Origin of the sequence: Microbispora catharanthi (assembly GCF_006334915.2) — a bacterium.
In the GTDB taxonomy this organism is placed as follows: domain Bacteria; phylum Actinomycetota; class Actinomycetes; order Streptosporangiales; family Streptosporangiaceae; genus Microbispora; species Microbispora catharanthi.
The window spans coordinates 97,969-120,442 of record NZ_VDMA02000013.1; the positions used below are offsets into that span (position 1 = coordinate 97,969).

Genomic DNA, 22,474 nt, shown 5'->3' on the forward strand with positions numbered 1-22,474 from the left:
CTGTGATCCGTAAACGACGCCAGAGGGGACGGCGTCCCACTCGTGTGGGGACCGGCAAGACCAGGTTCCGTCACACGGGGAGGAATGTTCGTTGCCCGAATGGCCCGGCGTCGGGCGAGCCGACGACCACCGACTGCTGGAGGCGCTGCGCCGCGGGGGCGGCGCCGACGCCCAGGCCACGGCCGCGCTGTACGACGCCTACGCCGACCGGCTGAGCGACTACGCGTACGCGCTGGTGCGCGACCTCGACGCGGCGGAGCGTGCGGTGCACGACGCCCTCGTCGCCGCGTCCTGCTGCGCCGACCGGCTGAAGGAACCGGCCCGGCTGCGGGCGTGGCTGTACGCGCTGACCCGGTTCCACAGCGCCACCAGAAAAGGGGCCGCGCGAGGGGGGAAGGAGGTCACCGGACCCGTCATCTCCGTGGAGGAGTCCGCGGACCCGCCGCTCGCCGCGCTGGTGCGGGAGGTGCTGGGGGAACTCGGCGACCACGAGCGCGAGGTGCTCGAACTCGCCGTACGGCACGGCCTGACGACGGCCGAGATCGGATCGGTCCTCGGGCTCGCCTCCCGGCAGGTGTCGGCGCGGCTCACCCGGGCCCGCGATCACCTGGAGAACGCCGCGGCGGCCCTCGTGCTGGCCAGGGTCGGCCGGGCCCACTGCCCCGAGCTGTCGGCCCTGGTCGACCACGGCGTGGGCGCCTCCTGGCAGGACGGCCCCCTCGCTCCTCCCCTGCGCAAGAGGTTGAGCAAGCACATCGCGGCCTGTGAGATCTGCCGTGAGGGCCGGGGCAGGCACGTGTCGGCCGAGCGGTTGCTCGACATGATCCCCGTCGCCTTCCCCCCGCTCTCCCTGCGCCGCCGGGTGATCGAGTCCGCGCTCCACGCCGACCGGCGTGACGCCGCCACCGCCACCACAGCCGCCACCACCGCCGAGTTCGACCGGCGCGGTTTCCCCGCGACCACCGGCAGGCAGGCAGGGCACGGGCAGGCAGGGCACGGGCGGACAGGGCGCAGGCGGGTCCGCTCCCGCCCGCTGCGGACCGCCCCCGTCATGCTCGCCGCCGTCTGCGTGTTCGGCGCCGCCGGAGGGCTCGCGCTGGTCTCCGGTCAGGCTCCGGCCGAGCGGCTCGAGGCGATACGCGTATCTCCGACGGCGGCGCCCGGAGGCCCCGTCTCCGGAGACCCCGCCGCCGGAGAGCCTGCCCCCGGAGATTCGACGCCGGGCCCGGAGGAGAGCGACCTGCCCACGGCGACTCCCGCCGCGTCCGGAGACGAGACACCCCCACCAGACGGTTCCCCCCAATCGGCCGCGACCGCCCCGCCCCACACCACCGCACCCTCGGGGCGGTCGCGGCCCTCTCCCACCCGTACGCGGCCCGTGCCCAGGCCGGCGCTGACGGCGCTGTGCCCCGGAGACCTGGGCGGGGCCGCGGGCGCGTCGATCACGCTGGCCGCGCGCAACGCCGTGATCGAGTGGACGGCCGTCACCTCGGGCGGGATCGCGGTCTCGCCCCGGCACGGCAGGCTCCGCGCGGGCGCGAGCGGCCGGGTCACGCTCGCCGTCGTCGACCCCGGCGTCGCGGGCAGGGGCGTGGTGACCTTCGAGTCCTCGGCCGGCCGGCCCTCGTGCCGGATGACCTGGGACGGCCAGGAGGGGAACGGCGACTCCGGCCCGCTGCCCGACCCGACCTCCGACACCACGACCGGTCCCACTGCCCGCCCCACGGCCGGCCCCTCCTCCGATCCTGCGGGCGAGTCGGGCGACGGCCCGCCTCCGGCCGCCGAAGCCGCCGCCACTCCCTCTGCCTGACGCATCCGTCACAGAATCACCAGGTGTTACACCTTCGTTGGAAGATTGGCACCCGCCAGTAACAATCAGGATTCGCGAGGTGTCAGCGGAAGTTTGAAAGGGGAAAAACGACGCGACCGAGGATTTGAGGGGGCATTGTGGCCCAAGCATGGCTGCCCGGCGCAAGCCGACTTCCCTCCCCCGGGGACTCCGGAGCGATGCTCGGAGGAGCCCCGAGGACCGTCTGGTTCATCTGGCCCGCCGACCCCCAAGGGGTCTCGGCCAGGTCCGTCGCCCAGCGGCTGATCCAGCTCCGCCGGCCCTCCCACCTGGTGTGGAACCCGGTGACCGGGGAGATCGTCCAGTTGCTCCCGCCCACCAGGGCGGGCGGCGGGCTCGCCGCGGACCGCGGCAGGAACGGACGGGTCTGCGTGCAGATCCAAGTCATCGGCTCGGCGAGGGAACCGTTCACCGACACCAAGCTCGACGGTCTGGACGACATCCTGGCCTGGCTCGACTCCTGGGAGGTGCCGCGCCGCTGGCCGGCCGGCCCTCCGCTGCCCTATCCACACTCCCTGACCGCCGAGCGCAGCAAACGGCTGTGGGCGCGGGGCGGCCACTTCGGCCACTCCCAGGTGCCCGGCACCAGGGAGGGCGACCCGGGATCGATCGACATCGCCCGCATCATCGGCGAGGAGGCGCTCAACCTGGAGGTCCCCCTGCCCGGAAGAGGGCTCAGGCTCCTTCAGGAGGTATGAGCTCCCGGATCACCGCGCACCCGCGCCGCACGTCGGCGCGGGAGGCCGAGCCGTAACCCAGCACGAGGCCGTGCACCCGAGGCGGCCCCTGGTGGTGGGCCTCGGTCGTGTCCAGGAGCACGCCGCGTTCCCCGGCCCGCCGTACGAGGCCGGGGACCACGCCGGCGGGCAGGCTGACCATGACGTGGAGCCCGGCCGTGTCGCCCCGCACGTACGGCCCGAGCGCCTCGACGATGGCCGCCCTCCTGCGGGCGTACTCCAGCCGCATCCTGCGCAGGTGCCGGTCGAGGTCGCCGCGTTCCAGCAGGGTCGCCACGGCCCGCTGGACCGGCCCCGACGTCCGGTCGGCGAGGTGCATCCGGCGCTCGGCCACGGCGTCGAGCAGGTCGGCGGGGGCGACCAGCCAGCCGAGCCCGACGTCGGGGCCGAGCGACTTCGACAGCGTGCCGAGCAGCACCACCCGCCCGGGGTCGAGCCCGTAGAGCGCGGGCAGCGGCGCGACGTCGTAGCGGAACTCGGCGTCGTAGTCGTCCTCCACCACGATCGCGCCGGTCCTGCGTGCCCAGGCGAGCAGCTTCTCCCTGCGCGGGATCGGCAGCCTGCCGCCGACCGGGAACTGGTGCGCGGGCGTGGTGTAGAGCACCCGCAGGTCGTCGGGGAGCGCCTCGACGATCACGCCCTGCTCGTCCACCGGGCAGGGCACGACCTCCGCGCCCCGTGAGGCGAAGATCCGCCGGGCGGCCCGCCAGCCGGGCTCCTCCACCCCGGCCCGGCTCCCCGGCCCGAGCAGCGTGGCGGCGATCAGGTCGAGGCCGTTGCCGGTGCCCCTGGTGACCATGACGTTCCCGGCGCCCACCGGCACGGCCCTGGCCCTGCGGAGGTGGTCGGCCAGCAGTTCGCGCAGCTCCGGGTGGCCGTAGGGGTCGGGGAACGCGTTCAGCGCGAGCTCGCCGGCCGAGCGCCAGGCCCGCCGCCAGGCCGCCGTGTCGTACCCGAACACCCACGGCCGTCCCGGCCGCAGGTCCACCCATCCCGGGGGCGCCGGCTCGCGGCGGGCGGCCCCGCGAGCCTCGACCGCCTGCGCGCCGGGCTGCTCGTACGGCAGCGTGTCGTCGGCCACATAGGTGCCCGAGCCGTGCCGCCCGTCCAGCCACCCCTCGGCGTACAACTGCTGGTAGGCGTCGGTCGCGACGGTCCTGCTGACCCCCAGCAGCGCGGCGAGGGCCCGCGTGGACGGCAGCCGCTCCCCCGCCCTGAGCCGGCCGGTGCGCATGGCCTCCCGCAACTGGCCGGCCACCTGGGCGGCGAGCGGCACCGGGGACTCGCGGTCCACCGTCAGCGGCAGATCTATGGTCACACGCACAGTGTTCTCCGCAAAAGTGGTCTCTCCATATGGGCACTGAGTGGACGTGTTCCGGCGGTCCACTTCGGCTTAACGTATCGGACATGCTCTCCACAACCGCCCGTACCACCCTTAGGCGGTCGAAAGACCGCGCCCGCACCGACCGCGCCGACCTGTACGCGATCCTGGACGCCGGCCTCATCTGTCATCTCGGCGTGCTGGCCGGCGGGTCCCCCATGGTGATCCCCACCGGTTACGGTCGGATCGGCGACACCCTCTACCTGCACGGCTCCACCGCCGCCACCTCGCTGCGGGCCGCGCTCGGCACCCCGGTCTGCGTCACCGTGACCCACCTCGACGGCGTCGTGCTGGCGCGCTCCGCGTTCCACCACTCCGTGAACTACCGGTCCGCCATGGTCTACGGCCTCGCCCGGATGGTGGACGACCCCGAGGAACGGCTCGCCGGCCTGCGGGCCGTCACCGAGCAGCTCGCCCCCGGACAGTGGGACGCCGTACGCCTGCCGGACCGCAAGGAGATGGCCGCCACGGCCGTGGTCGCCCTGTCCCTGGAGGAGGCGTCGGTGAAGGTCCGGCAGGGGCCGCCGAAGGACGACGAGGAGGACTACGACCTGCCCGTCTGGGCGGGCGTGCTGCCGCTCACCGTGTCGTGGGGCGCTCCCGAGCCCGACCCGCGCCTCGCGCCCGGCATCCCGGTTCCCCCGCACATCGGGAACCGTCAGCCGCGGCTGTAAGCGGATTGCAAGCGGTTTCACCGACACTACGGCCGACCTTTCATCAGCCAGGGAGGCCGTATGAGTTCCGCCGAGCACTGGAATGTGCCCGGTTACACGGTGACGCGTGAGCTGGGCGCGGGAGGCGGCGGGCGCGTCGTCCTCGCCGTCCACGAGGGGTCCGGCGCCCCGGTGGCGATCAAGTACCTGTCGGAGGACCTGCGCCGGGACGAGGGATTCGTCGCCCGTTTCCGGCAGGAGGCCCGCCTGCTCGTCGAGCTGGACGACCCGCACGTGGTGCGGCTCTATGAGTACCTGGAGACCGGGCGGGGCGCCGCGATCGTCATGGAACTGGTCGACGGCCCCACCCTTCGGGCGCTGCTGCGCGAGCAGGGCCCGACGGGCGCCGAGGCCGCGCTCGCCGTCCTCAAGGGCTCCCTGCTCGGCCTGGCCTCGGCACACGCGACCGGGGTCGTCCACCGCGACTACAAGCCTGAGAACGTGCTGGTCACCGCCGACGGGACGAGCAAGCTCGCCGACTTCGGCATCGCCGTGCGGGCCGGAGGAGCCCCCGGCTTCCCGGCCGGCACCCCGCCGTACATGGCCCCCGAGCAGTGGACGGGCACGGCCGCCTCACCGGCGTCCGACGTGTACGCCGCGACCGCGGTCTTCTTCGAGTGCCTGACCGGGCACCGGCCCTACCGGGCGACCGAGCACTCCGTCCTCCGGCACATGCACAGGACGGCGCCCGTGCCGGTCGAGGAGGTCCCCGAGCCGCTGCGGCACCTGGTCGCGCGCGGCATGGCGAAGGACCCCGCGCTACGGCCGGCGAGCGCGACCGCGTTCGTCTCCGAGCTGGAGCAGGCCGCCGTGGCGGCGTACGGCCCGGCGTGGGAGGAGCGGGGCCGCCGCAGGCTGGCCGCGCTCGCCGCCACCCTGGCCGCGACGTTCCCGCTGAACCGGACACGTCCTCCGGAGGCCGGCACCTCGCTGTTCACCACGACGCTGCGGTCGCTGAGGAGCAGGGGTGTCCTGCTCACCGCCGGGGCCGTGCTGGTGGTGGTCGCGGGCGGCGGCATCGGCGCGTACGCTCTCGGCTCGGCCGGGACGCGCACGGTCGCGGCGTCGCAGGACACGAGCGCGGGGAACACGGGCGCGGGGAACACGGGTGTGCCCGCCACGGCGTCCGCGTCGCCGGTCGTCCCTGAGGAGACGCCGGACGAGACGCCGGACGAGACCTTCTCGGAATCCCCCTCGCCGGTGTCCACGGAGACGCCCGTGCGGAGCCCGTCCGCGGCGCCCACCTCTGCGCCCACCCCTGGACCCACGGTCAAGCCCTCTCCCAAGCCCTCTCCGAAACCTTCTCCGAAACCTTCTCCGAGGCCCTCTGCGACACCCTCGGTGAAGCCGTCGCCCTCTCCCCCACTCGTCAAGGTCGGCGACCTGGATGTCGGCGGGCTGTCGTACAAGGCCGGAGCAGGCAAGGACGGCGCGACCGGCGCCGGAACGGTCACCGTCAGGACGAGCGGGCCGGGCAAGGTGACCCTGACCGTGCGTTTCACCGCCAACGGCACGGTGACCGCCACCCGCACGCTCACCCTCAGTGGCGCGACGTCCTACACCCGCACCGTCTCGGGCGGCCTCGGCCACGTCTGCTCGGGCACCTGGGGCATGAGCGTGACCACCGGCCCCGCCGCGCCGGGCGGTGCCCGCGAGGCCACGGCGAAGGCGCCGCCGTGCCCGACCTCCGTCACCGGGCTGAAGGCCGGCACACCGGTCGTGTCCTCGGCCGGGGTCGCGACGGCCACCGTGACGGTGACCACCGACGGCACCGGCCCGGTGGACCTCGCCGGACGGTTCTCCGCGCCCACGGCGGGCGGCGGGACGAAGACGGTCCGTCTGTCCGGGGCGAGGACCTACACGCGGACGCTGTCGTACACCTTCTCGCGCCGCCCCTGCGGCGAGAGCGTCACGTTCGACGCCTCGACCGATCCCGCGGCCCCCGGCGGCGCCGCGTCGCGTTCGGTCGCGGTGACCTGCCCCGCCTCCGTCGGTCAGGTACGCGTGCAGAGCCTGGACATAAACGGGACGACGGCCACGGCCACCATCGCCGTCACCGCGGGCAACACCTCCGCGGTGCGGTTGAACCTCGCCTGGATGACCGGTGGCTCCACGGTGACCACCCGGACCTTCAGCCTGTCGGGCAAGACCGGCTACACCGTCACGGCCTCGTACACCTACTCCCGCTGGCCCTGCGACTCCTACGGCGTGACCGCCTCGACCTCCCCGGCCGCGGCGGGCGGCGCCTCCACGATCATCCGGCAGACGGATCCGTGCATCAAATGACCCCGGACCATCATTGACGACTCAGTCTGACTAAGTCGTGACTTTTCATCGCACTCGCAACGTCATCACTAAGCTACGGTCTCGTCATATGGCGGGGGCCCCAGGCGATGAGGAGACAGACCGTTATGCACGGCCATACGGGCGCCTGGCGCGTCCCCGGCTATACGGAGATTCGTGAACTCGGCACGGGGGGCGCCGGGCGAGTGATACTCGCGCGGCACGACGCCGACGACATCCCTGTGGCGATCAAGTACCTGTCCGACGAGATGATGGCGGACCTCCACTTCGTCGCCCGGTTCCGGCACGAGGCCCGGCTGCTCGCCGCCATGGATCCCAATCCCCACGCGGCGCGCTTCTACGAGTACGTCGAGACCGCGCGCGGCGCCGCCATCGTCATGGAGCTCATCGACGGCGTCTCGCTGCGCGCGATGCTCCGTTCGGAGGGCCCGACCGGTCCCGAGGCCGCGCTCACCGTGCTCAAGGGCTCGCTGCTCGGCCTGGCCGCGGCGCACTCCATCGGCGTCGTCCACCGCGACTACAAGCCCGAGAACGTCATGGTGGAGGGCGACGGCACCAGCAAGCTCGTCGACTTCGGCATCGCGGCGCAGGCCGGCGAGGGGGTCAGGGCGGCCGGGACACCGCCGTACATGGCTCCGGAGCAATGGTCGGGCGGGAAGGCCGGACCGGCGAGCGACGTCTACGCCGCCACGGTCGTCTTCTTCGAGTGCCTCACCGGCGGACGGCCGTTCCGGGCGCAGAACATGGCCGCGCTGGCCCGCCAGCACCAGGCGACCCCTCCTCCGGTCGACGAGGTGCCGCCCCCGCTGCGCGACCTCGTGGAGCGCGGCATGGCCAAGCGGCCGGAGGACCGGTTCGCGTCGGCCGAGGAGTTCCTGCGGGAGCTCGAGGCCGTCGCCGCCGGCGCGTACGGCCCGGCCTGGGAGGAGCGCGGACGGCGCCGGCTCGCGGCGCTCGCCGGGCTGCTCGTACCGTTCTTCCCATTGAAGGAGAACGCTCCCGAGACCGGCACCGCGCTGGCCGAGACCAGGCTCGGCGGGCTGCTGAGCCAGACCCGCATGAAGATCGGCCTGACCCTGGCCGGGATGGTCGTGATCGCGGGCGGAACGGTGGCGCTGGTCCAGACGGTGAGCGGCGGCACGACCCTGCAGGCCGGGACGACGATCGAGACGTCCAGCCCGCCCGCGGTCGATCCCTCGTCCATCGAGGTGGAGGACGACTCCGGCGACGACTCCGGCGACGACCCCACCGAGGAGCCGCAGGAGCCCACCCCGACCCCGGCGGCCACCAGCCCCAAGCCCGGCGCGTCGCCGACGCCGGCCGTGCGGCCCACCGTGACCCAGCGGCCGACCCGCAGGCCCAGCCCCTCGCCGAAGCCGAAGCCGACCGCCAAGCCCACGACCAGACCCACGGCCAAGCCCACGCCGAAGCCGTCGCCCAAGCCCGTTCCCTCGGACGAGCCCACGGTCACGGTGGACCCGCCCAAGAACCCGCCGGCGACCAGGCAGCCCAAGCCCACGCCGACCAGCAACCCGCCCACGACGCAGCCCTCCACCCAGCCTTCGCCCCAGCCCTCGACCGAGAACCCGCCCACACTGACGCTCTCGCCCGCTTCGCCGCCGGAGATCCTGTGAGCGCGCTCGCCGCGGCCCTGGTGACGACCGGCCTCGTTCCCGCCACACTGGCCATGGGACGCATACGCGGACGGCACCGAAGGCGGCGGTAGATGCGAGAAGGCGTGACGGTCGCGGGACACCGGCTCACCGGCCGCACCCGGCCCAGCGAGGTGGGCACCTGGGCGGACGCCGTCTCCCCCGACGGGCGGCCGTCCGGTGTGCTGCGGTTCGATCCCCTGGCCGTCGCGACGGCCCAGGCGCGCGAGCGGCTCGTCGCGGCGGTCGGCGCCGACGTGCGTTTACACGGAGGCGGGCCGATCGGGCTGCTGCCCGTGATCGACCTGGTGGCCGCGCGTGACGAGGTCTGGCTGATCACCGCACGGGCGACGCCGGCCGTCGCCGACCTGATGGCCGCCGGCCGCCTGGACCCGGGCGGCGCGGCGACCGTGCTCCTGGAGACCGCGCAGGCGCTGCTCGCCGTGCACGCCGCCGGGCTCGCCCACGGCGCGCTGCATGCCGGGACCGTCGTGATCGGGGAGAACGGCGCGGTGCTGCTGGCCGAGCGCGGCCTGCTGCGGGCGCTGCGGGGCGAGCACGCGTCCGCGGAGCAGGACGTCGCGGCCTGGGCCGCGCTCGCCGGCGCGCTGGCCGCGAACTGCGGGCAGGGACACGCCGCGGCGGCGCTGCGGCGCGCGTCCGCCACCGCGGCCCATGGGCTCGCCGCCGCGCGAGACACCCTGCTCGCCGAGCGCGAGGCGTTCCCCGGCATGGGCAGGGAACAGCTGGCCCACGCGGCACACGGCCTCTCCGCGACCGCGACCCCAGAACTCCCCGCGGGCGCGGCGGCCGGCTCTGCCGGCGGGGAGGCGGTGACCCTGCTCGACCTGCCGGACGCGGCGGACGGGCTCGACCTGCCGAATGCGGCCGACGGCCGCGGCGACGTGATGATGCGGTTCGGGCCCGGGGTCCCGACCGAGACCACGGCGGCGCAGATCTGGCGTGCCGGGCAGACCTCCGACGCCATCACGACCACCCACGCCGGCGGTCCGGCTCCCCGGCGGCGCCGGAGGCGTACGACGGCGTGGGCGGGGACGTTGCTGCTGGCGATCCTGATCGCGGCGGTGATCCTGTGGCTGCGCCAGACGCCCGGCCTGCCGCTCGCGGTGAGCGACGTCGACGTCAAGGCGCCCAAGAAGACGGTGCGCTGCGACGGCAAAGCCGATTTCGTGGGCGTCGTCACGACCAACGGCGAGGCCGGGACGATCCGCTACCTCTGGATCCGCAGCGACGACCGCAAGCCGCTGGAGCAGGAGCAGCGGGTCTCCTCCGGAGACACGTCGGTGGACCTTCCCCTGCACTGGAAGGTGACCGGATCGGGATCGTTCAAGGGCACGGCCACACTCCGCGTCCTGTCCCCCACGACGGCGGGGAAGCCGATCCAGGACAAGGCAAGTTTCACCTACAAATGCTGATTTCATTAGTGTGGCGCGCATGACGACGACCCCCGCCGGCTGGTATCCGGACCCGTACGGCTCCCCTCTCCTCCGTTGGTGGGACGGCACCCAGTGGACCGACGCCACCCACGCTCCCGGACAGGAGGCCGGGGCGCCGCCCCAGGCTCCTCAGCAGGCCCCTCACCAGGCCCCTCAGCAGGCCGCTCAGCAGGCCCCGCAGTGGACGACACAGCCCCAGTGGGGGCCTCCGAACCAGACGGCGCAGCTTCCGATGCCCGAGTTCGGCGCGCCGCGGCGTACGGCGCCGGTCTGGCCGTGGATCGTGGGCGGCATCGCCGCGGTGGTCGTGCTCGCGCTGGTCATCGGCGGCGCGGTCATCGTCCTGCGCGACCGCGCCGGCACGGCCCTCGCCCGGCCGGACACCACCGCGACGGCCCCGCAGCTCGACCAGACCGTGCCGCCCGAGCAGGAACCGCAGCAGTCCACCCCGCCGCTGCCCCAGCTTCCCCAGCCGTCCGGTGACCGCATCACGGACCCGGTGACCGGCCTGTCGTACGCGTACCCGGGCGACAAGTGGCAGGTGCCGGAGTCGAAGGACGTCAACAACCCGGCCGACCCGACGAGTCCACTGTGGACGAGCGGCTGCCAGGCGACGTCCCAGTCGAACTACGACGGCAGGGGCAACGACTGGGTGGGCAGCGTCTACACGGCCGAGGTGCCCCAGGTCTTCCCCAACAGCGGCGCGGGGGGCTTGGGGCCGCTCGCTCAAGGGCTGCTGCTCACCTACGACCGGGCCTGGTACGGCATCCAGCACGACCGCAAGATCCTCCGCAACGAGGCGCTGACCGTGAGCGGCAAGCAGGGCTGGGTCATCGAGTTCGAGATGGACTTCACCAAGGTCGCCGAGGCCAACAATCTGAAGTGGAAGAAGGAGAAGGGCGCGATCATCCTCGTGGACCGCGGTCAGAACGCCCGTCCCGCGATGCTGTACGTCTCGGTGCCGGACAACCTGGACCAGTCGGTCATCAAGCGCGTGGAGGACTCGCTTTAATCTCAGTGACGTCCCCATTACCCTTCAGCATTACTCTTGAGCCATGACTGACCCGCTGGTCTGGATCGACTGTGAGATGACCGGGCTCGACCTCGGCCGTGACGCGCTCATCGAGGTGGCCTGTATCGTCACCGACGGCGAGCTGAACCAGCTGGATGAGGGCGTGGACGTCGTCATCAAGCCCCCCGCGGAGACGCTGGAGCAGATGTCCGAGGTCGTGCGGGAGATGCACACGGCCTCGGGGCTGCTGCGGGCGCTCGCGACGGGGGTGACCCTGGCGGAGGCCGAGGCCGTCGTGCTCGACTACATCCGCTCCCACGTGCCCGAGGCCAAGAAGGCGCCGCTGTGCGGCAACTCCATCGCGACCGACCGCGCGTTCATCGCCCGGGACATGCCGCTGGTGGACGCGTTCCTGCACTACCGGATGGTCGACGTCTCGTCGATCAAGGAGCTGGCCCGCCGCTGGTATCCCCGGGTCTACTTCGCCTCCCCCGAGAAGCAGGGCGGGCACCGCGCGCTGGCCGACATCACCGAGAGCATCCGGGAGCTGCGTTACTACCGCGCCGCGGTCTTCGTGCCGCAGCCCGGCCCCGACTCCGCCACCGCCCGCGAGGTCGCGGAGGCCGTCTCCGGGTCCTGACGCGGAGGGCGAGCGGTATTGAGGGCGCGGAGGACTCCGAAATACCGCTACACTTTCTTCGTACGCCTCGAACGGCGGACATGGTGGGTGTAGCTCAGCTGGCAGAGCGCCAGGTTGTGGTCCTGGATGTCGTGGGTTCAAGTCCCATCACTCACCCCAATGGCGAACGGCCGGTCCAGACGGATCGGCCGTTCGCTTTTTCATGAGTGACTATAACCTCCGCGTATACACTCGATGTATAGTCACCGGCATGACCGTTCCCCTCGCGTTGCTCGGCCTGCTGGAACGGGAGCCGAGCCACGGATACGACCTGAAACGCGACTACGACGCCTTCTTCGGCCGGGGCAGGCCACTGCCCTTCGGGCAGGTGTACTCCACGCTCGGCCGCCTGGCCAGGGACGGCAAGGTAACCGGGCAGAGCGAACCGGGCGACGGGCCGGACCGCAAGCGCTATGCCATCACCCCCCTCGGCAGGCAGGAGGTCGCCACATGGCTGGCCGAGCCGGTCGCGGCCGAGCCGTACCTGCAGACGGTGCTGTTCACCAAGGTCGTGCTGGCGCTGATGCTGGGCCGTGACGCGGCCGGCTATCTGGACGCGCAGCGCGCCACGCACATGCGGCGCATGCGGGAGCTGACGGAGGTCAAGCGCGGCGGCCCCCTGACCGACGCCCTGCTGGCCGACCACGCCATGTTCCACCTGGAGGCGGACCTGCGGTGGATCGACGTCACCCAGGCCCGGCTGGGGGCCCTGGCCGAGATGGTGCGCGCATCGTGATCATCGAGGCTCGGGAGGTCAGCCGCTCCTACGGCAGCACGCCCGCGCTGCGGGAGGCGAACCTGTCGGTGGCCGCGGGCGAGGTCGTGGCGATCATGGGTCCCAGCGGGTCCGGCAAGTCGACGCTGCTGCACTGCCTGGCCGGCATCTTCACGCCGGACAGCGGCGAGGTCTGGTTCGACGGACGCCGCCTGGACACCCTGGACGACGGCCGCCGCAGCGAGCTGCGGCGCACCGCCTTCGGCTTCGTCTTCCAGTTCGGCCAGCTCGTGCCGGAGCTGACCGCGGCCGACAACGTGATGCTGCCGCTGCTGCTGGGCCGCACCAGGAGAAAGCACGCCGAGCGGCGGGCGGCCGAATGGCTGGAGCGACTGGAGCTGGCCGACCTGGGCGGCCGGCGCACCGGGGAGCTGTCCGGCGGGCAGGCGCAGCGCGTGGCGATCGCGCGAGCGCTGGTGACGCGGCCGCGGGTCGTGTTCGCCGACGAGCCGACCGGCGCGCTCGACACGCTCACCGGCGAGCACGTGATGGACCTGCTGGTGGGCCTGGCCCGCGAGGAGGGCGCCACCGTGATCGTGGTGACCCACGACGCCCGGGTGGCCGCCTGCGCCGACCGGGAGGTCGTGGTGCGCGACGGCCGCGTCTTCGACCCGTACACGAGCGGGGCCCTCCGATGATCCGGCTGGGCCTGCGGCTGTCGCTGAGCAGCGGCAGGGAGGCGGCGGCCAGGCTGGCGCTGATCGTCGTCGGGGTGGCGGCCGGCGTCGCGGTGCTGCTGGCCACGCTGTCGCTGTTCAACGCCTTCCAGGCCACCGACGGCCGCCCCTGCTGGGAGTGCACGTCCGGCTCGGCGCCCAGCGGCTGGGCCCTCGACGCGACGGCCGACGGCGCGCTGTGGAACTACCACGAGGACTTCTACGCGGGCCGGACGATCAAGAGGCTCGACGCCGCCGCGCTCGGCACGCGGGCGCCGGTCGTCCCCGGTCTGTCCCGCATGCCCGGCCCGGGGCAGTACTACGCCTCGCCCGCGCTGGCCGGGCTGCTGGACTCGGCGCCGCCTGAGGAGCTGGCCGCCCGCTTCCCCGGCACGCGCGCCGGGCTGATCGGCGACGCGGCGCTGTCCGGGCCCGACGAGCTGGTCATCGTGGTAGGGCGGACGCCGGATCAGGTCGCCGCCCTGCCCGGCGCCAGGCAGGTCGACACGGTCTCCGCGGTCTCCACCATGCCCGCGGTCGACGACAGCGCGGACGTCTACCGGTTCGGCTTCGGCGTCGCCGCCGTCGGGCTGATCGTCCCGCTGCTGGTGCTCGTGGGCACCGCCACCCGGCTGGCCGCGGCTCGCCGCGAGACCCGCTTCGCCGCGATCCGCCTGGTCGGAGCCACCACGCGGCAGATCAACGTGCTCGCGACGGTGGACGCCGCGCTGGGCGCGCTGGCCGGCGCGCTGGCCGGCCTCGCGGTCTTCCAGCTCGTACGGCCGGCCGTGGCCGGCGTCCGGATCACCGGTGCCCGGTTCTTCCCCGAACTGGTCGCCCCGCACGCCTGGCAGTACGCGGCCGTGCTTGGCGGCGCGCCGGTCGTGGCGGCCTGCGCCGCCCTGTGGTCGCTGCGCCGGGTGCGGATCTCGCCGCTCGGCGTGGCGAGGAAGACCGCCGCGTCCCCACCGCGAGCGTGGCGGGTGGTCCCGCTGCTGGCGGGGCTGGGGATGTTCTTGGGTCCGGTGTACCGGAACGGCAAGCCCGACAATTTGCTGGCCGTCGTCGCGCTCGCGCTGGTCATGGTCGGGCTGATGCTGGCCGGCCCCTGGCTGACCATGGTCGCCGCACGCCTGACCGCCCGGCTGACCCGGGGCGGGGCGACGCTGCTGGCCGCGCGGCGCCTGGCCGCCGATCCGAAGGCCGCCTTCAGGTCGGTGAGCGGGCTGGTGCTGGCGGTGTTCATCGGGACGACGATCGCGGCCCTCGTGCCGACGGTGGTCGCCGGCCAGCAGAAGGTGGCCGGGGGCACGCTCAACGACGTTCTGGGCGCCAGGTTCGACCGGCCGGGCGTCTCCGGCCTGTCACCGCGGGCGGGAACGGAGCTGCTCGACCGGCTGCGCGCCCGCCCGGGCGTGGACGTGCTGCCGATCTACGCGCTGCCGATCGAGGCCAGGGCGGAACACGTCCCCCCGCGGCCCGACGGCCCGCCGCCCGCGCCGTACGTCGTCGAGTGCTCCAATCTGGCCCGCTTCCCCGTGCTCGGCCGCTGCCCCGACGGCGCCCGGGCCGTGGCGGGCAACTTCGCCCGCATCGTCGGCGCCGACAACCCTCTCACCGTCGACAGACTCCTTCCGCTGGCGGGCCCGGCCAGCCCGCCCGCCTCCGCCGACGGGCTCGACCTGGCGGCCGTCATGATCACTACACGCGATCCGGCGACGCTGGAGCGGCTGCGCACCCTGCTGGCGGGCTACACCGTCGAGGCGCCGATGACCTTCGCCGAGGTCGCCGAAGTCAGGGCGGACCTCTACACCCGGGCGGAGAACGTCGCGCTGGCCATGGTCGGGCTCACCCTGGTCGCCGGCGCCTGCGGCCTCATGGTGGCGGCAGGCGGCGGGCTGGTGGAGCGCAGGCAGCCGTTCACCCTGCTGCGGCTGGCGGGCACGCCCACGCGCACCCTGGCCGCGGTGGTGCTGCTGGAGTCGGCGCTGCCGCTCGTGCTGGCCGCCGCGCTCGCCGCCGGCGCCGGCTTCGGAGTGGCCGAGCCGCTCATCGACGCCCTCGCGATGAAGAGCGCGTCGATCGCGATGCCAGGTCACGTCTACTTCGCCTCCCTCGGCGCCGGCCTGGCCGCCTCCCTCCTGGTGATCCTCACGACGCTGCCGCTGCTGCGGCGCATGACCACGCCCGACAACGCGCGTTTCGAATAGGAGACCGATGAAGCTCAGACCACTGATGATCACGCTGGCCTTACTCACCCCGGCCGTGTCTCCCGTGCCCGCCGCGGCGGCCGACGGGAGTTACTCGGCCACGATCCGACGCACCGAGTACGGCATCCCGCACATCACCGCCAAGGACTACGGCGGCCTCGGATTCGGGTACGGCTACGCCTTCGCCCAGGACAACCTGTGCACGCTGGCCTCCTGGGTCGTGACGCTGCGCGGCGAACGCTCCCGCTACTTCGGCCCGAAGGCCGAGTCCGACGACCCGGTCCGCCCGGTCGCCAACCTCGCCAGCGACGTCTACTACAAGAGCGTCGCCGGCTCCGGCGTCGTACGGCGGCTGCTGGCCCGCCCCGCGCCGGTCGGCCCGAGCGACGAGCTGCGCCGCCTGGTCGACGGCTACGTGGCCGGATACAACCGCTACCTCGAGGACACCGGCGTGGCGAACCTGCCCGACCCCAGGTGCCGGGGCAAGGCGTGGGTCGGCCCGATCACCGCCACCGACATGTGGAACAACCTGCTCGACCTCGACCGGATGGTCTCGAGCTCCAGCCTGAAGGAGGCCATCGCCGGGATAGCCGAACCCGAGGGACCGCCAGAAGACAAGAGACCACAGCCCAAGCCGGCCGCGGGCAGCAACGCCTGGGCGCTCGGCCGTCAGGCCACACGCGGGGGCGGCGGGATGGTGCTGGCCGACCCGCATTTCCCCTGGCAGGGGATCCGCCGCTTCTACCAGGTCCAGCTCACCATTCCCGGCGTGCTCGACGTCTCCGGCGGCAGCCTGTACGGCACCCCGGTCGTCCAGATCGGCCACAACGCCAAGGTCGCCTGGGCCCACACCGTCTCCCACGCCCAGCGCTTCACCGTCTACCGGCTGGCACTCGCGGGCGGCCACAGCTACCTGGTGGACGGCCGGGCGGAGCCGATGGGCGAGCAGGAGGTGGAGGTCGCCCTGCCGGACGGCACCGTCTCCGGCCACACGCTCCTCACCTCCCGCTACGGCCCGGTGCTCGCCGTCGGCCAGACCGACGAGGCGGCGTACGCGCTGGCCGACGCGAACGCCGCCAACCTGCGGGCGGCCGACGAGTGGCTGGCGATGGCCAGGGCGGGCAGCCTCGATGAGCTGCGCACGGCTCAGGGGACCTACCAGGGGATGCCGTTCGTCCACACCCTCGCCACCGACGTGAGCGGGACCGCCTACTTCGCCGACACCTCGGTCGTCCCCCACGTCACCGACGAAGAAGCGAAGCGCTGTGCCAAGCCCTCGCCCGTTCCTGGCCTCGATGCGTACGTCCTGGACGGCTCGACCTCCTCGTGCCTGTGGGGCAGGGACGACGACGCCGTCGTGCCGGGCATCTTCGGGCCGGGCAACCAGCCGAGATTGATCCGCGCCGACTACGTGGCCAACTCCAACAACACCTACTGGATGACGAACCCGGCGAAGCCGCTCACCGGCTATCCCCAGGCGTACGGCGAGACGGGCACCGACCTGGAGCCGCGCCCCCGGGTCAGCCTCGACATGATCGCCCAGCGGCTGTCCGGGGCCGACGGGCTCGGCGCGCCCGGCTTCACCCTGGAGACGCTGCAGGACACGGTGCACGGCAAGCGCAACCTCACCTTCGAGCTGATGCGCGACGACCTGCTGAAGCTGTGCCGCACCCACCGCTCTTCCTCGGGCCCCGGGGCGGACGTGCGCGAGGCCTGCCGGACACTGAGGAAGTGGAACGGGCGAGCCACCCTGGACGGCGAGGGCGCCGTTCTGTGGCGCGAGTTCTTCACCCGGCTGGGCCGTCCCACCAAACCGGGAGAGCCGGTCTTCAGTCCGTGGCGGGTGCCGTTCGACCCCGCGCGCCCGCTCACCACCCCGAGCGGGCTGAAGAGCGACGACCCGGCCGTGCGGCAGGCCCTCGCCGACGCCGTGCGCTACTTCCAGTCCAACCGCATCCCTCTGACGCTCACCCCCGGGCAGGCGCAGAGCTACTCCTCGATCCCGATCCCCGGCTGCACGGAAGGGGAGGGCTGCTTCGACCGGGTACGCACGGGCGGACCGCTCGGCGCGGACGGGCGCTACCCGGAGGTGAACACCGGATCCAGCTTCATGATGGCCGTCGAGCTCACCAAGGACGGCCCCCGCACGCGTACCGTCCTCACCTACTCCCTGTCCGCCAACCCCGCATCGCCCCATCACACCGACCAGACGGCCCTGTTCTCGCGCAGCGGGTGGGTCACCGAGCGCTTCACCGCGGCCGAGATCGCCGCCGATCCGCACCTCGAAACCGTCACCGTCCACGGGGGGCATTGACCCGGGCAAGTCAGCGCATTTTTCCCCAAAGGTGGACGTTGCGGGTTATGCTGCCTCACAACCGCCGTGCGGGGGCCTCGGCGATCTCTGATCGTCTTCTACGGAGGCCGGATGAGAATCGACGACCGCACCGCAATGGGGCTGAGCAAGCGAGAAGCCGAGGTCATGGAGCTGATCGCGACCGGTCACTCCAACGGTGAGATCGCGCGGCTGCTGTTCCTGAGCGAAAAGACCGTGAAAAACCACGTCAACCGCATCTACGCCAAGCTGGGCGTGGACTCGAGGATGACGGCCATCTGCCGTTGGCGCGGCGAACCCGCGCCACCGGCACCGTCAGCTCCCGGCCAGATCCCCGGCGAGGACGGCACGCAGGCCGGCCAGGCCGTACTCAAGCTCGTCCGGCTGGACGGACAGGGCAGGGCGTAGCCGTACGGACCGCTCGCCGCAGCGCAGGACGAGGATCGCGCGTTCCTCCCGGAGCCGGGCGACCAGCCCGCCGGGGTCGGGGACGTCGAAGGCGCACATCAGCCCGCGTCCGCGCGCGTTGGCGACCAGGCCCTCGGCCTCCAGACCCTGGAGGGCGCCCAGCAGCTTCTCGCCCAGGATGGCCGCCCTCGGGATCAGGGCGTCCCGCTCGATGATCTCCAGCATCCGGCGGGAGCGCACCATGTCGACCAGGCCACCGCCCCAGGTGGAGTTGATCCTGCCGCTGACGCGGAACACGTTGTCGGGCACGAGGTCCACCCTGCGGCCCGCCATGACGCCGCCGACCTGGACCTTCTTCGCGAAGGCCACGATGTCGGGAGCCAGGCCGAGCTGCTGGTACGCCCAGGGGGTGCCGGTCAGGCCGACGCCGGTCTGCACCTCGTCCATGACGAACAGGGCCTCGTGCTCGTGGCAGAGCGCCTGCATCGCCTGCAGGAACTCGGGACGCATGTGGTTGTCGCCGCCCTCGCCCTGGATCGGCTCGGCGATGAAGCAGGCGATGTCGTGGCGGAACCGCTCGAACGCCTCCCTGGCCTGCGCCAGCGCCCGTTCCTCCGCCCGCTCGACGTCCCCGAAGTGGATGGCGGGGACGTCGACGCGCGGCCAGCAGAACCGGGGGAACCTGTCGGTCTTGACGGGGTCGGTGTTGGTGAGCGAGAGCGTGTAGCCGCCGCGGCCGTGGAAGGCCCGGGTGAGGTGGAGGACGCGGGTGCCGAGGCCGGGGTGGCGGCCGTGGGCCTCATTCCAGCGGCTCTTCCAGTCGAAGGCGCACTTGAGCGCGTTCTCCACGGCTGCCGACCCGCCCTCGACGAAGAACAGGTGAGGCAGTTCCGGGTCGCCGAGCACCCGCCGGAACGTCTCCACGAACTCGGCGAGGTGGACGGTGTACATGTCGGAGTTGGCCGGCTTGTTGGCGGCCACCCGGCCGAGCAGAGCGACGAACTCCGGGTCGTCGGCGAACGGGTTCACCCCGAGCGGCGACGACGCGAAGAACGTGTAGAAGTCGAGGTACCTCCGGCCGTCCCGGGCGTCGACCAGCCAGGAGCCCGCGCTCCTGTCCAGGTCGAGCACGAGACGGTAGCCGTCGACGAGCAGGTGCCGTGCGAGGGCGTCGTGCACAGTGGTGGGGTCCATTTCGCCTCCGCGTCATGCTGGGAAACGAGATGATTCCCTCACATCGGGCCATCTATGTGAAGGGTTTTCGCACAGATAGCACCTTAAGAGGACATTTTTCAGGCCACAGGGGTAGGTTCCGCATCCGAGAAGCTCATCACTGGCGGCCTGCGGGTGAACATCCTCGTCAGCGCGAGGAGATAGACGAAGCCCACCGCCATCCAGATCAGGCCGACCGTGAACGTGACACCCGAGAGGCTGGTCCACAGCCAGATCGTCAGCGCGAAGCCCACCAGCGGGACCAGGCCATACCGGACCAGGTCGGCGGCCGAGCGGCGTCCCTCGTCGAACAGGTAGTGCTTGACGACCGTGAGATTGACCATGGAGAACGCGATGAGCGCGCCGAAGTTGACCATGACCACGGCGTTGTCCAGGCTGATGAACAGCGCGACGAGCGAGACCGCCGACACCACGGCCGTCGCGACGACCGGGGTGCGGAAGCGCGGGTGCAGCCGGGCGAAGGCCGCGCGGGGCAGCACGCCGTCGCGGCCCATCGAGTAGAGGATGCGCGAGACGCTCGCCTGGGTGGTCATGGCCGACCCGAAGGCGCCGACCACGTAGATCCCGACGAAGACGGTCTCGAAAGCGGCGCCGCCCAGCGCGGACATGATGTCCACACCCGCCGTGTCCGCGTTGGCGAAGTCGTCGTAGCCGGGGTGGACGAGGCTCCCCATCCACGCGACCAGGACGAACAGCAGGCCGCCGATGAGCGTGGTGAGCACGATGGCGCGCGGGATCGCCCGGCGGGGCTCCTTCGCCTCCTCCGACAGGGTCGAGACGGCGTCGAACCCGAGGAAGCTCAGCGCCAGGATCGCCGCGCCCGCGAACACGCCCGAGCCCGGAGTGAAGGGGGCGAAGGGCGACGGCGCGGGGTGACCGGCCAGGTGCTTCAGCGACAGCGCGGCGAACACCACGATCAGCACCACCGACAACCCGACGACCAGGACGTTGACCCGGTTCATCACCGTGATGCCGACGACGTTGAGCACGAGCACCAGCAGCAGCGCCGCCAGGGTGAAGATCCACTGGGGCACCTCGGGGAACCGGCTGTTCAGGTAGATCCCGATGAGCAGGAAGTTGATCATCGGGAGGAACAGGTAGTCCAGCATCAGCGTCCACCCGGTCATGAAGCCGATGTGGCCGCCGAAGGTCTGCTGGGTGTAGGTGTAGGCGGACCCGGCGGTGGGGTACGCCCTGGCCATCCTGCCGTAGCTGAACGCCGTGAACAGCATGACCACGAGGGCGACCACGTAGGCCGCCGGCAGGTGACCCTCGGTGACCTGGGTGACGGCGCCGTAGGTGGTGAAGACGGCGACCGGGGCGAGGTAGGTCAGCCCGAACAAGGTCAGTCCGGGGACGCCGAGGACGCGCTTCAGTCCGGCGGATTCGGTCATACGCCACTCCTGTTGACTGGGGGGAAGGTTCTCACGCCGGCCGCCCACGTGCCGAGGACGGTCGTCGTCTCCGCGATGTCATGGGGGTCCAGCCGCCGCACGTCGCCGTTCAGCCAGACCAGGTCGGCCACCTTGCCGGGGGCCAGGGTGCCGCGCTCGTCCTCGGCGAACGCCTGGTGGGCGACCCCCGCGCTGTACGCCGACAGCGCCTCCTCGACGCCGATGCGCTCCTCGGGCAGCCAGCCGCCGGACGGCTCACGCTCGGCGTTCTCCCGCGTCACCGCGACCGGCAGCCCGGCCAGCGGGCGGTGGTCGCTCACCGGCCAGTCGCTGCCGAAGGACACCTGCACCCCGGCGCGCAGCAGCGAGCCGATGAGGTACTGCCGCCGGGCCCGCTCCGGTCCGATCCTGGGGAAGGTCAGCTTCGTCATCGGGGGATCGGTGCGCGCCCACAGGGGCTGGAGGTTGGCGATCACGCCGAGCCGGGCGAACCGCGGCAGGTCCTCCTCCGCGAGCACCTGCACATGAGCGATCACCGGCCTGCGGTCGCGCGGGCCGTTCACCCGCGTCACGTGCTCGATCGCGTCCAGCGCGGTGCGGATGCCCGCGTCGCCGATCGCGTGCAGGTGCGCCTGCAGGCCCATCGCGTCCACGGCCGTCAGGGCCTCCAGCAGGTCGCCGTACGGCCAGACGGGCATGCCCCGTGTGCAGGGATCGTCGCTGTACGGCGCGAGCAGCGACGCCGTGCGGTTCTCCAGGATGCCGTCAACGAAGAACTTGACCGTGTCGGCCGTGACGGTGGCGGTGGTGAGCCGGTCGTGCCCGAGCGCCCGCACCCGCGCGCGGTCGGCGGCGAACTCGGCGAGCTGCTCGCGCCATCGCGCCGGATCGGCGCGGAAGGCCAGATTGACCCGGGTCGCCAGCAGCCCACGGCGGGCCGCCTCCAGGTAGGCCTCGACCGTGCCGTGCTCCACCCACGCGTCCTGGATCCAGGTCACCCCGGCCGCGGCGTACGCCTCGGTGGCGGCGGCGAGCGCGGTGACGAGGTCCTCGGTCGTGCGGGCGGGGGCGGCGGTGAGGACCGCGTCCACCGCGTCCCACTCGATCATGGTCCCGAGCAGCGCGCCGTCCGGACGGCGGGCGAACCGGCCGCGGGGCGTGTCGGGCGTCGAGGCGTCCAGGCCGGCTCGCCGCATGGCCTCGGAGTTGCACCACAACGTGTGGTAGTCCCAGGCCCGCAGCGCCACCGGACGGTCGGGCACCGCCTCGTCCAGCCATCGGGCGTCGAACAGGCCGTCCGGGACGATCGTCGCGTCGTAGCCGCCGCCGATGATCCATTCGTCGCCGGGATGCGCGGCGGCGTGGCGGCGAACCTCCTCGACGATCTCCTCGACCGTGCCGAGCCCTCTGATGTGCGGGCCCGTCGCCTCGAACCCGGCGTGGTCGGGATGACAGTGGCCGTCGCCGAAGGCGGGCAACAGCATTCCGCCCCGCAGGTCCACGCGGTCGTCGTGGGTTCCCGCGAGGGCGGCGGCTCCAAGTGCCTCTATCCGGCCGTCCCGTACGGACAGGGCGTCGGTGGTCGTGCCGGTGCCCGTCCAGACGGTGCCGCTGTGAAAGAGGGTGCGACGGAAGAGGGTGCGCGACATGGGCGTCCCGATAAATCGAATGACGTTCGTTTA

The 22,474-nt window shown here is 72.5% G+C and carries 17 protein-coding genes and 1 tRNA gene; 14 read left to right on the plus strand and 4 right to left on the minus strand.

The features are described from left to right. Positions 1–91: 91 nt before the first annotated feature. Positions 92–1,810, plus strand: a complete 1,719-nt coding sequence (locus FH610_RS23800; protein ID WP_139576851.1) for a sigma factor-like helix-turn-helix DNA-binding protein — start codon at positions 92–94, stop codon at positions 1,808–1,810. 197 nt (positions 1,811–2,007) lie between these two features. After that, positions 2,008–2,547, plus strand: a complete 540-nt coding sequence (locus FH610_RS23805) for a hypothetical protein (RefSeq protein ID WP_139576852.1) — start codon at positions 2,008–2,010, stop codon at positions 2,545–2,547. On the opposite strand, the gene pdxR is transcribed toward FH610_RS23805, so the two are convergent. Further along, a complete protein-coding gene (pdxR, locus tag FH610_RS23810) occupies positions 2,525–3,910 on the minus strand; it encodes a MocR-like pyridoxine biosynthesis transcription factor PdxR (RefSeq protein WP_139576853.1) in 1,386 nt (461 codons plus the stop codon). The two genes, FH610_RS23805 and pdxR, sit on opposite strands and share 23 nt — an antisense overlap. Before the next feature lie 83 nt (positions 3,911–3,993). On the opposite strand from pdxR, the gene FH610_RS23815 reads away from it, so the two are divergent. From FH610_RS23815 to FH610_RS45285, 12 genes are all read left to right on the plus strand, one after another. Next, positions 3,994–4,641, plus strand: a complete 648-nt coding sequence (locus FH610_RS23815; protein WP_139576854.1) for a pyridoxamine 5'-phosphate oxidase family protein — start codon at positions 3,994–3,996, stop codon at positions 4,639–4,641. Positions 4,642–4,701: 60 nt separating this feature from the next. Continuing rightward, on the plus strand, positions 4,702–6,966 hold the full coding sequence (locus tag FH610_RS23820; RefSeq protein WP_205826001.1) for a serine/threonine-protein kinase: 2,265 nt from the start codon (positions 4,702–4,704) through the stop codon (positions 6,964–6,966). 125 nt (positions 6,967–7,091) lie between these two features. Beyond that, on the plus strand, positions 7,092–8,618 hold the full coding sequence (locus FH610_RS23825; RefSeq protein ID WP_139576855.1) for a serine/threonine protein kinase: 1,527 nt from the start codon (positions 7,092–7,094) through the stop codon (positions 8,616–8,618). Between the two features lie 92 nt (positions 8,619–8,710). Beyond that, positions 8,711–10,072 (plus strand): protein kinase family protein, encoded by a 1,362-nt coding sequence (locus tag FH610_RS23830; protein ID WP_139576856.1) that lies wholly within the window; start codon positions 8,711–8,713, stop codon positions 10,070–10,072. A 19-nt stretch (positions 10,073–10,091) separates the two neighbouring features. After that, complete coding sequence (locus tag FH610_RS43800; RefSeq protein ID WP_205826002.1) at positions 10,092–11,105, plus strand: DUF2510 domain-containing protein; 1,014 nt, start codon at positions 10,092–10,094, stop codon at positions 11,103–11,105. 43 nt (positions 11,106–11,148) lie between these two features. Beyond that, a complete protein-coding gene (orn, locus tag FH610_RS23840) occupies positions 11,149–11,745 on the plus strand; it encodes an oligoribonuclease (RefSeq protein WP_139576857.1) in 597 nt (198 codons plus the stop codon). Between the two features lie 83 nt (positions 11,746–11,828). After that, positions 11,829–11,904: transfer RNA gene (locus FH610_RS23845), tRNA-His, on the plus strand. Positions 11,905–11,995: 91 nt separating this feature from the next. Beyond that, positions 11,996–12,520, plus strand: coding sequence for a PadR family transcriptional regulator (locus tag FH610_RS23850; RefSeq protein WP_161628069.1), 525 nt, complete (start codon positions 11,996–11,998; stop codon positions 12,518–12,520). Next, a complete protein-coding gene (locus tag FH610_RS23855; RefSeq protein WP_420813733.1) occupies positions 12,517–13,197 on the plus strand; it encodes an ABC transporter ATP-binding protein in 681 nt (226 codons plus the stop codon). The genes FH610_RS23850 and FH610_RS23855 overlap by 4 nt, the downstream gene beginning before the upstream one ends. Then, on the plus strand, positions 13,194–15,425 hold the full coding sequence (locus FH610_RS23860; RefSeq protein ID WP_139576859.1) for an FtsX-like permease family protein: 2,232 nt from the start codon (positions 13,194–13,196) through the stop codon (positions 15,423–15,425). Before FH610_RS23855 ends, FH610_RS23860 begins: the two co-directional genes overlap by 4 nt. Before the next feature lie 7 nt (positions 15,426–15,432). Beyond that, complete coding sequence (locus tag FH610_RS23865; protein ID WP_139576860.1) at positions 15,433–17,739, plus strand: penicillin acylase family protein; 2,307 nt, start codon at positions 15,433–15,435, stop codon at positions 17,737–17,739. Between the two features lie 111 nt (positions 17,740–17,850). Continuing rightward, positions 17,851–18,165 (plus strand): helix-turn-helix domain-containing protein, encoded by a 315-nt coding sequence (locus FH610_RS45285; RefSeq protein ID WP_139576861.1) that lies wholly within the window; start codon positions 17,851–17,853, stop codon positions 18,163–18,165. Here FH610_RS45285 and lat read toward each other — a convergent pair. The 3 genes from lat to FH610_RS23885 all read right to left on the minus strand — a co-directional run bounded on the left by lat (position 18,073) and on the right by FH610_RS23885 (position 22,441). After that, a complete protein-coding gene (lat, locus tag FH610_RS23875) occupies positions 18,073–19,359 on the minus strand; it encodes an L-lysine 6-transaminase (RefSeq protein ID WP_139576862.1) in 1,287 nt (428 codons plus the stop codon). The genes FH610_RS45285 and lat overlap by 93 nt on opposite strands. A gap of 98 nt (positions 19,360–19,457) precedes the next feature. Then, positions 19,458–20,792, minus strand: a complete 1,335-nt coding sequence (locus FH610_RS23880; protein ID WP_139576863.1) for an APC family permease — start codon at positions 20,790–20,792, stop codon at positions 19,458–19,460. Next, a complete protein-coding gene (locus FH610_RS23885) occupies positions 20,789–22,441 on the minus strand; it encodes an amidohydrolase (RefSeq protein ID WP_139576864.1) in 1,653 nt (550 codons plus the stop codon). Before FH610_RS23885 ends, FH610_RS23880 begins: the two co-directional genes overlap by 4 nt. Positions 22,442–22,474: the final 33 nt, after the last annotated feature.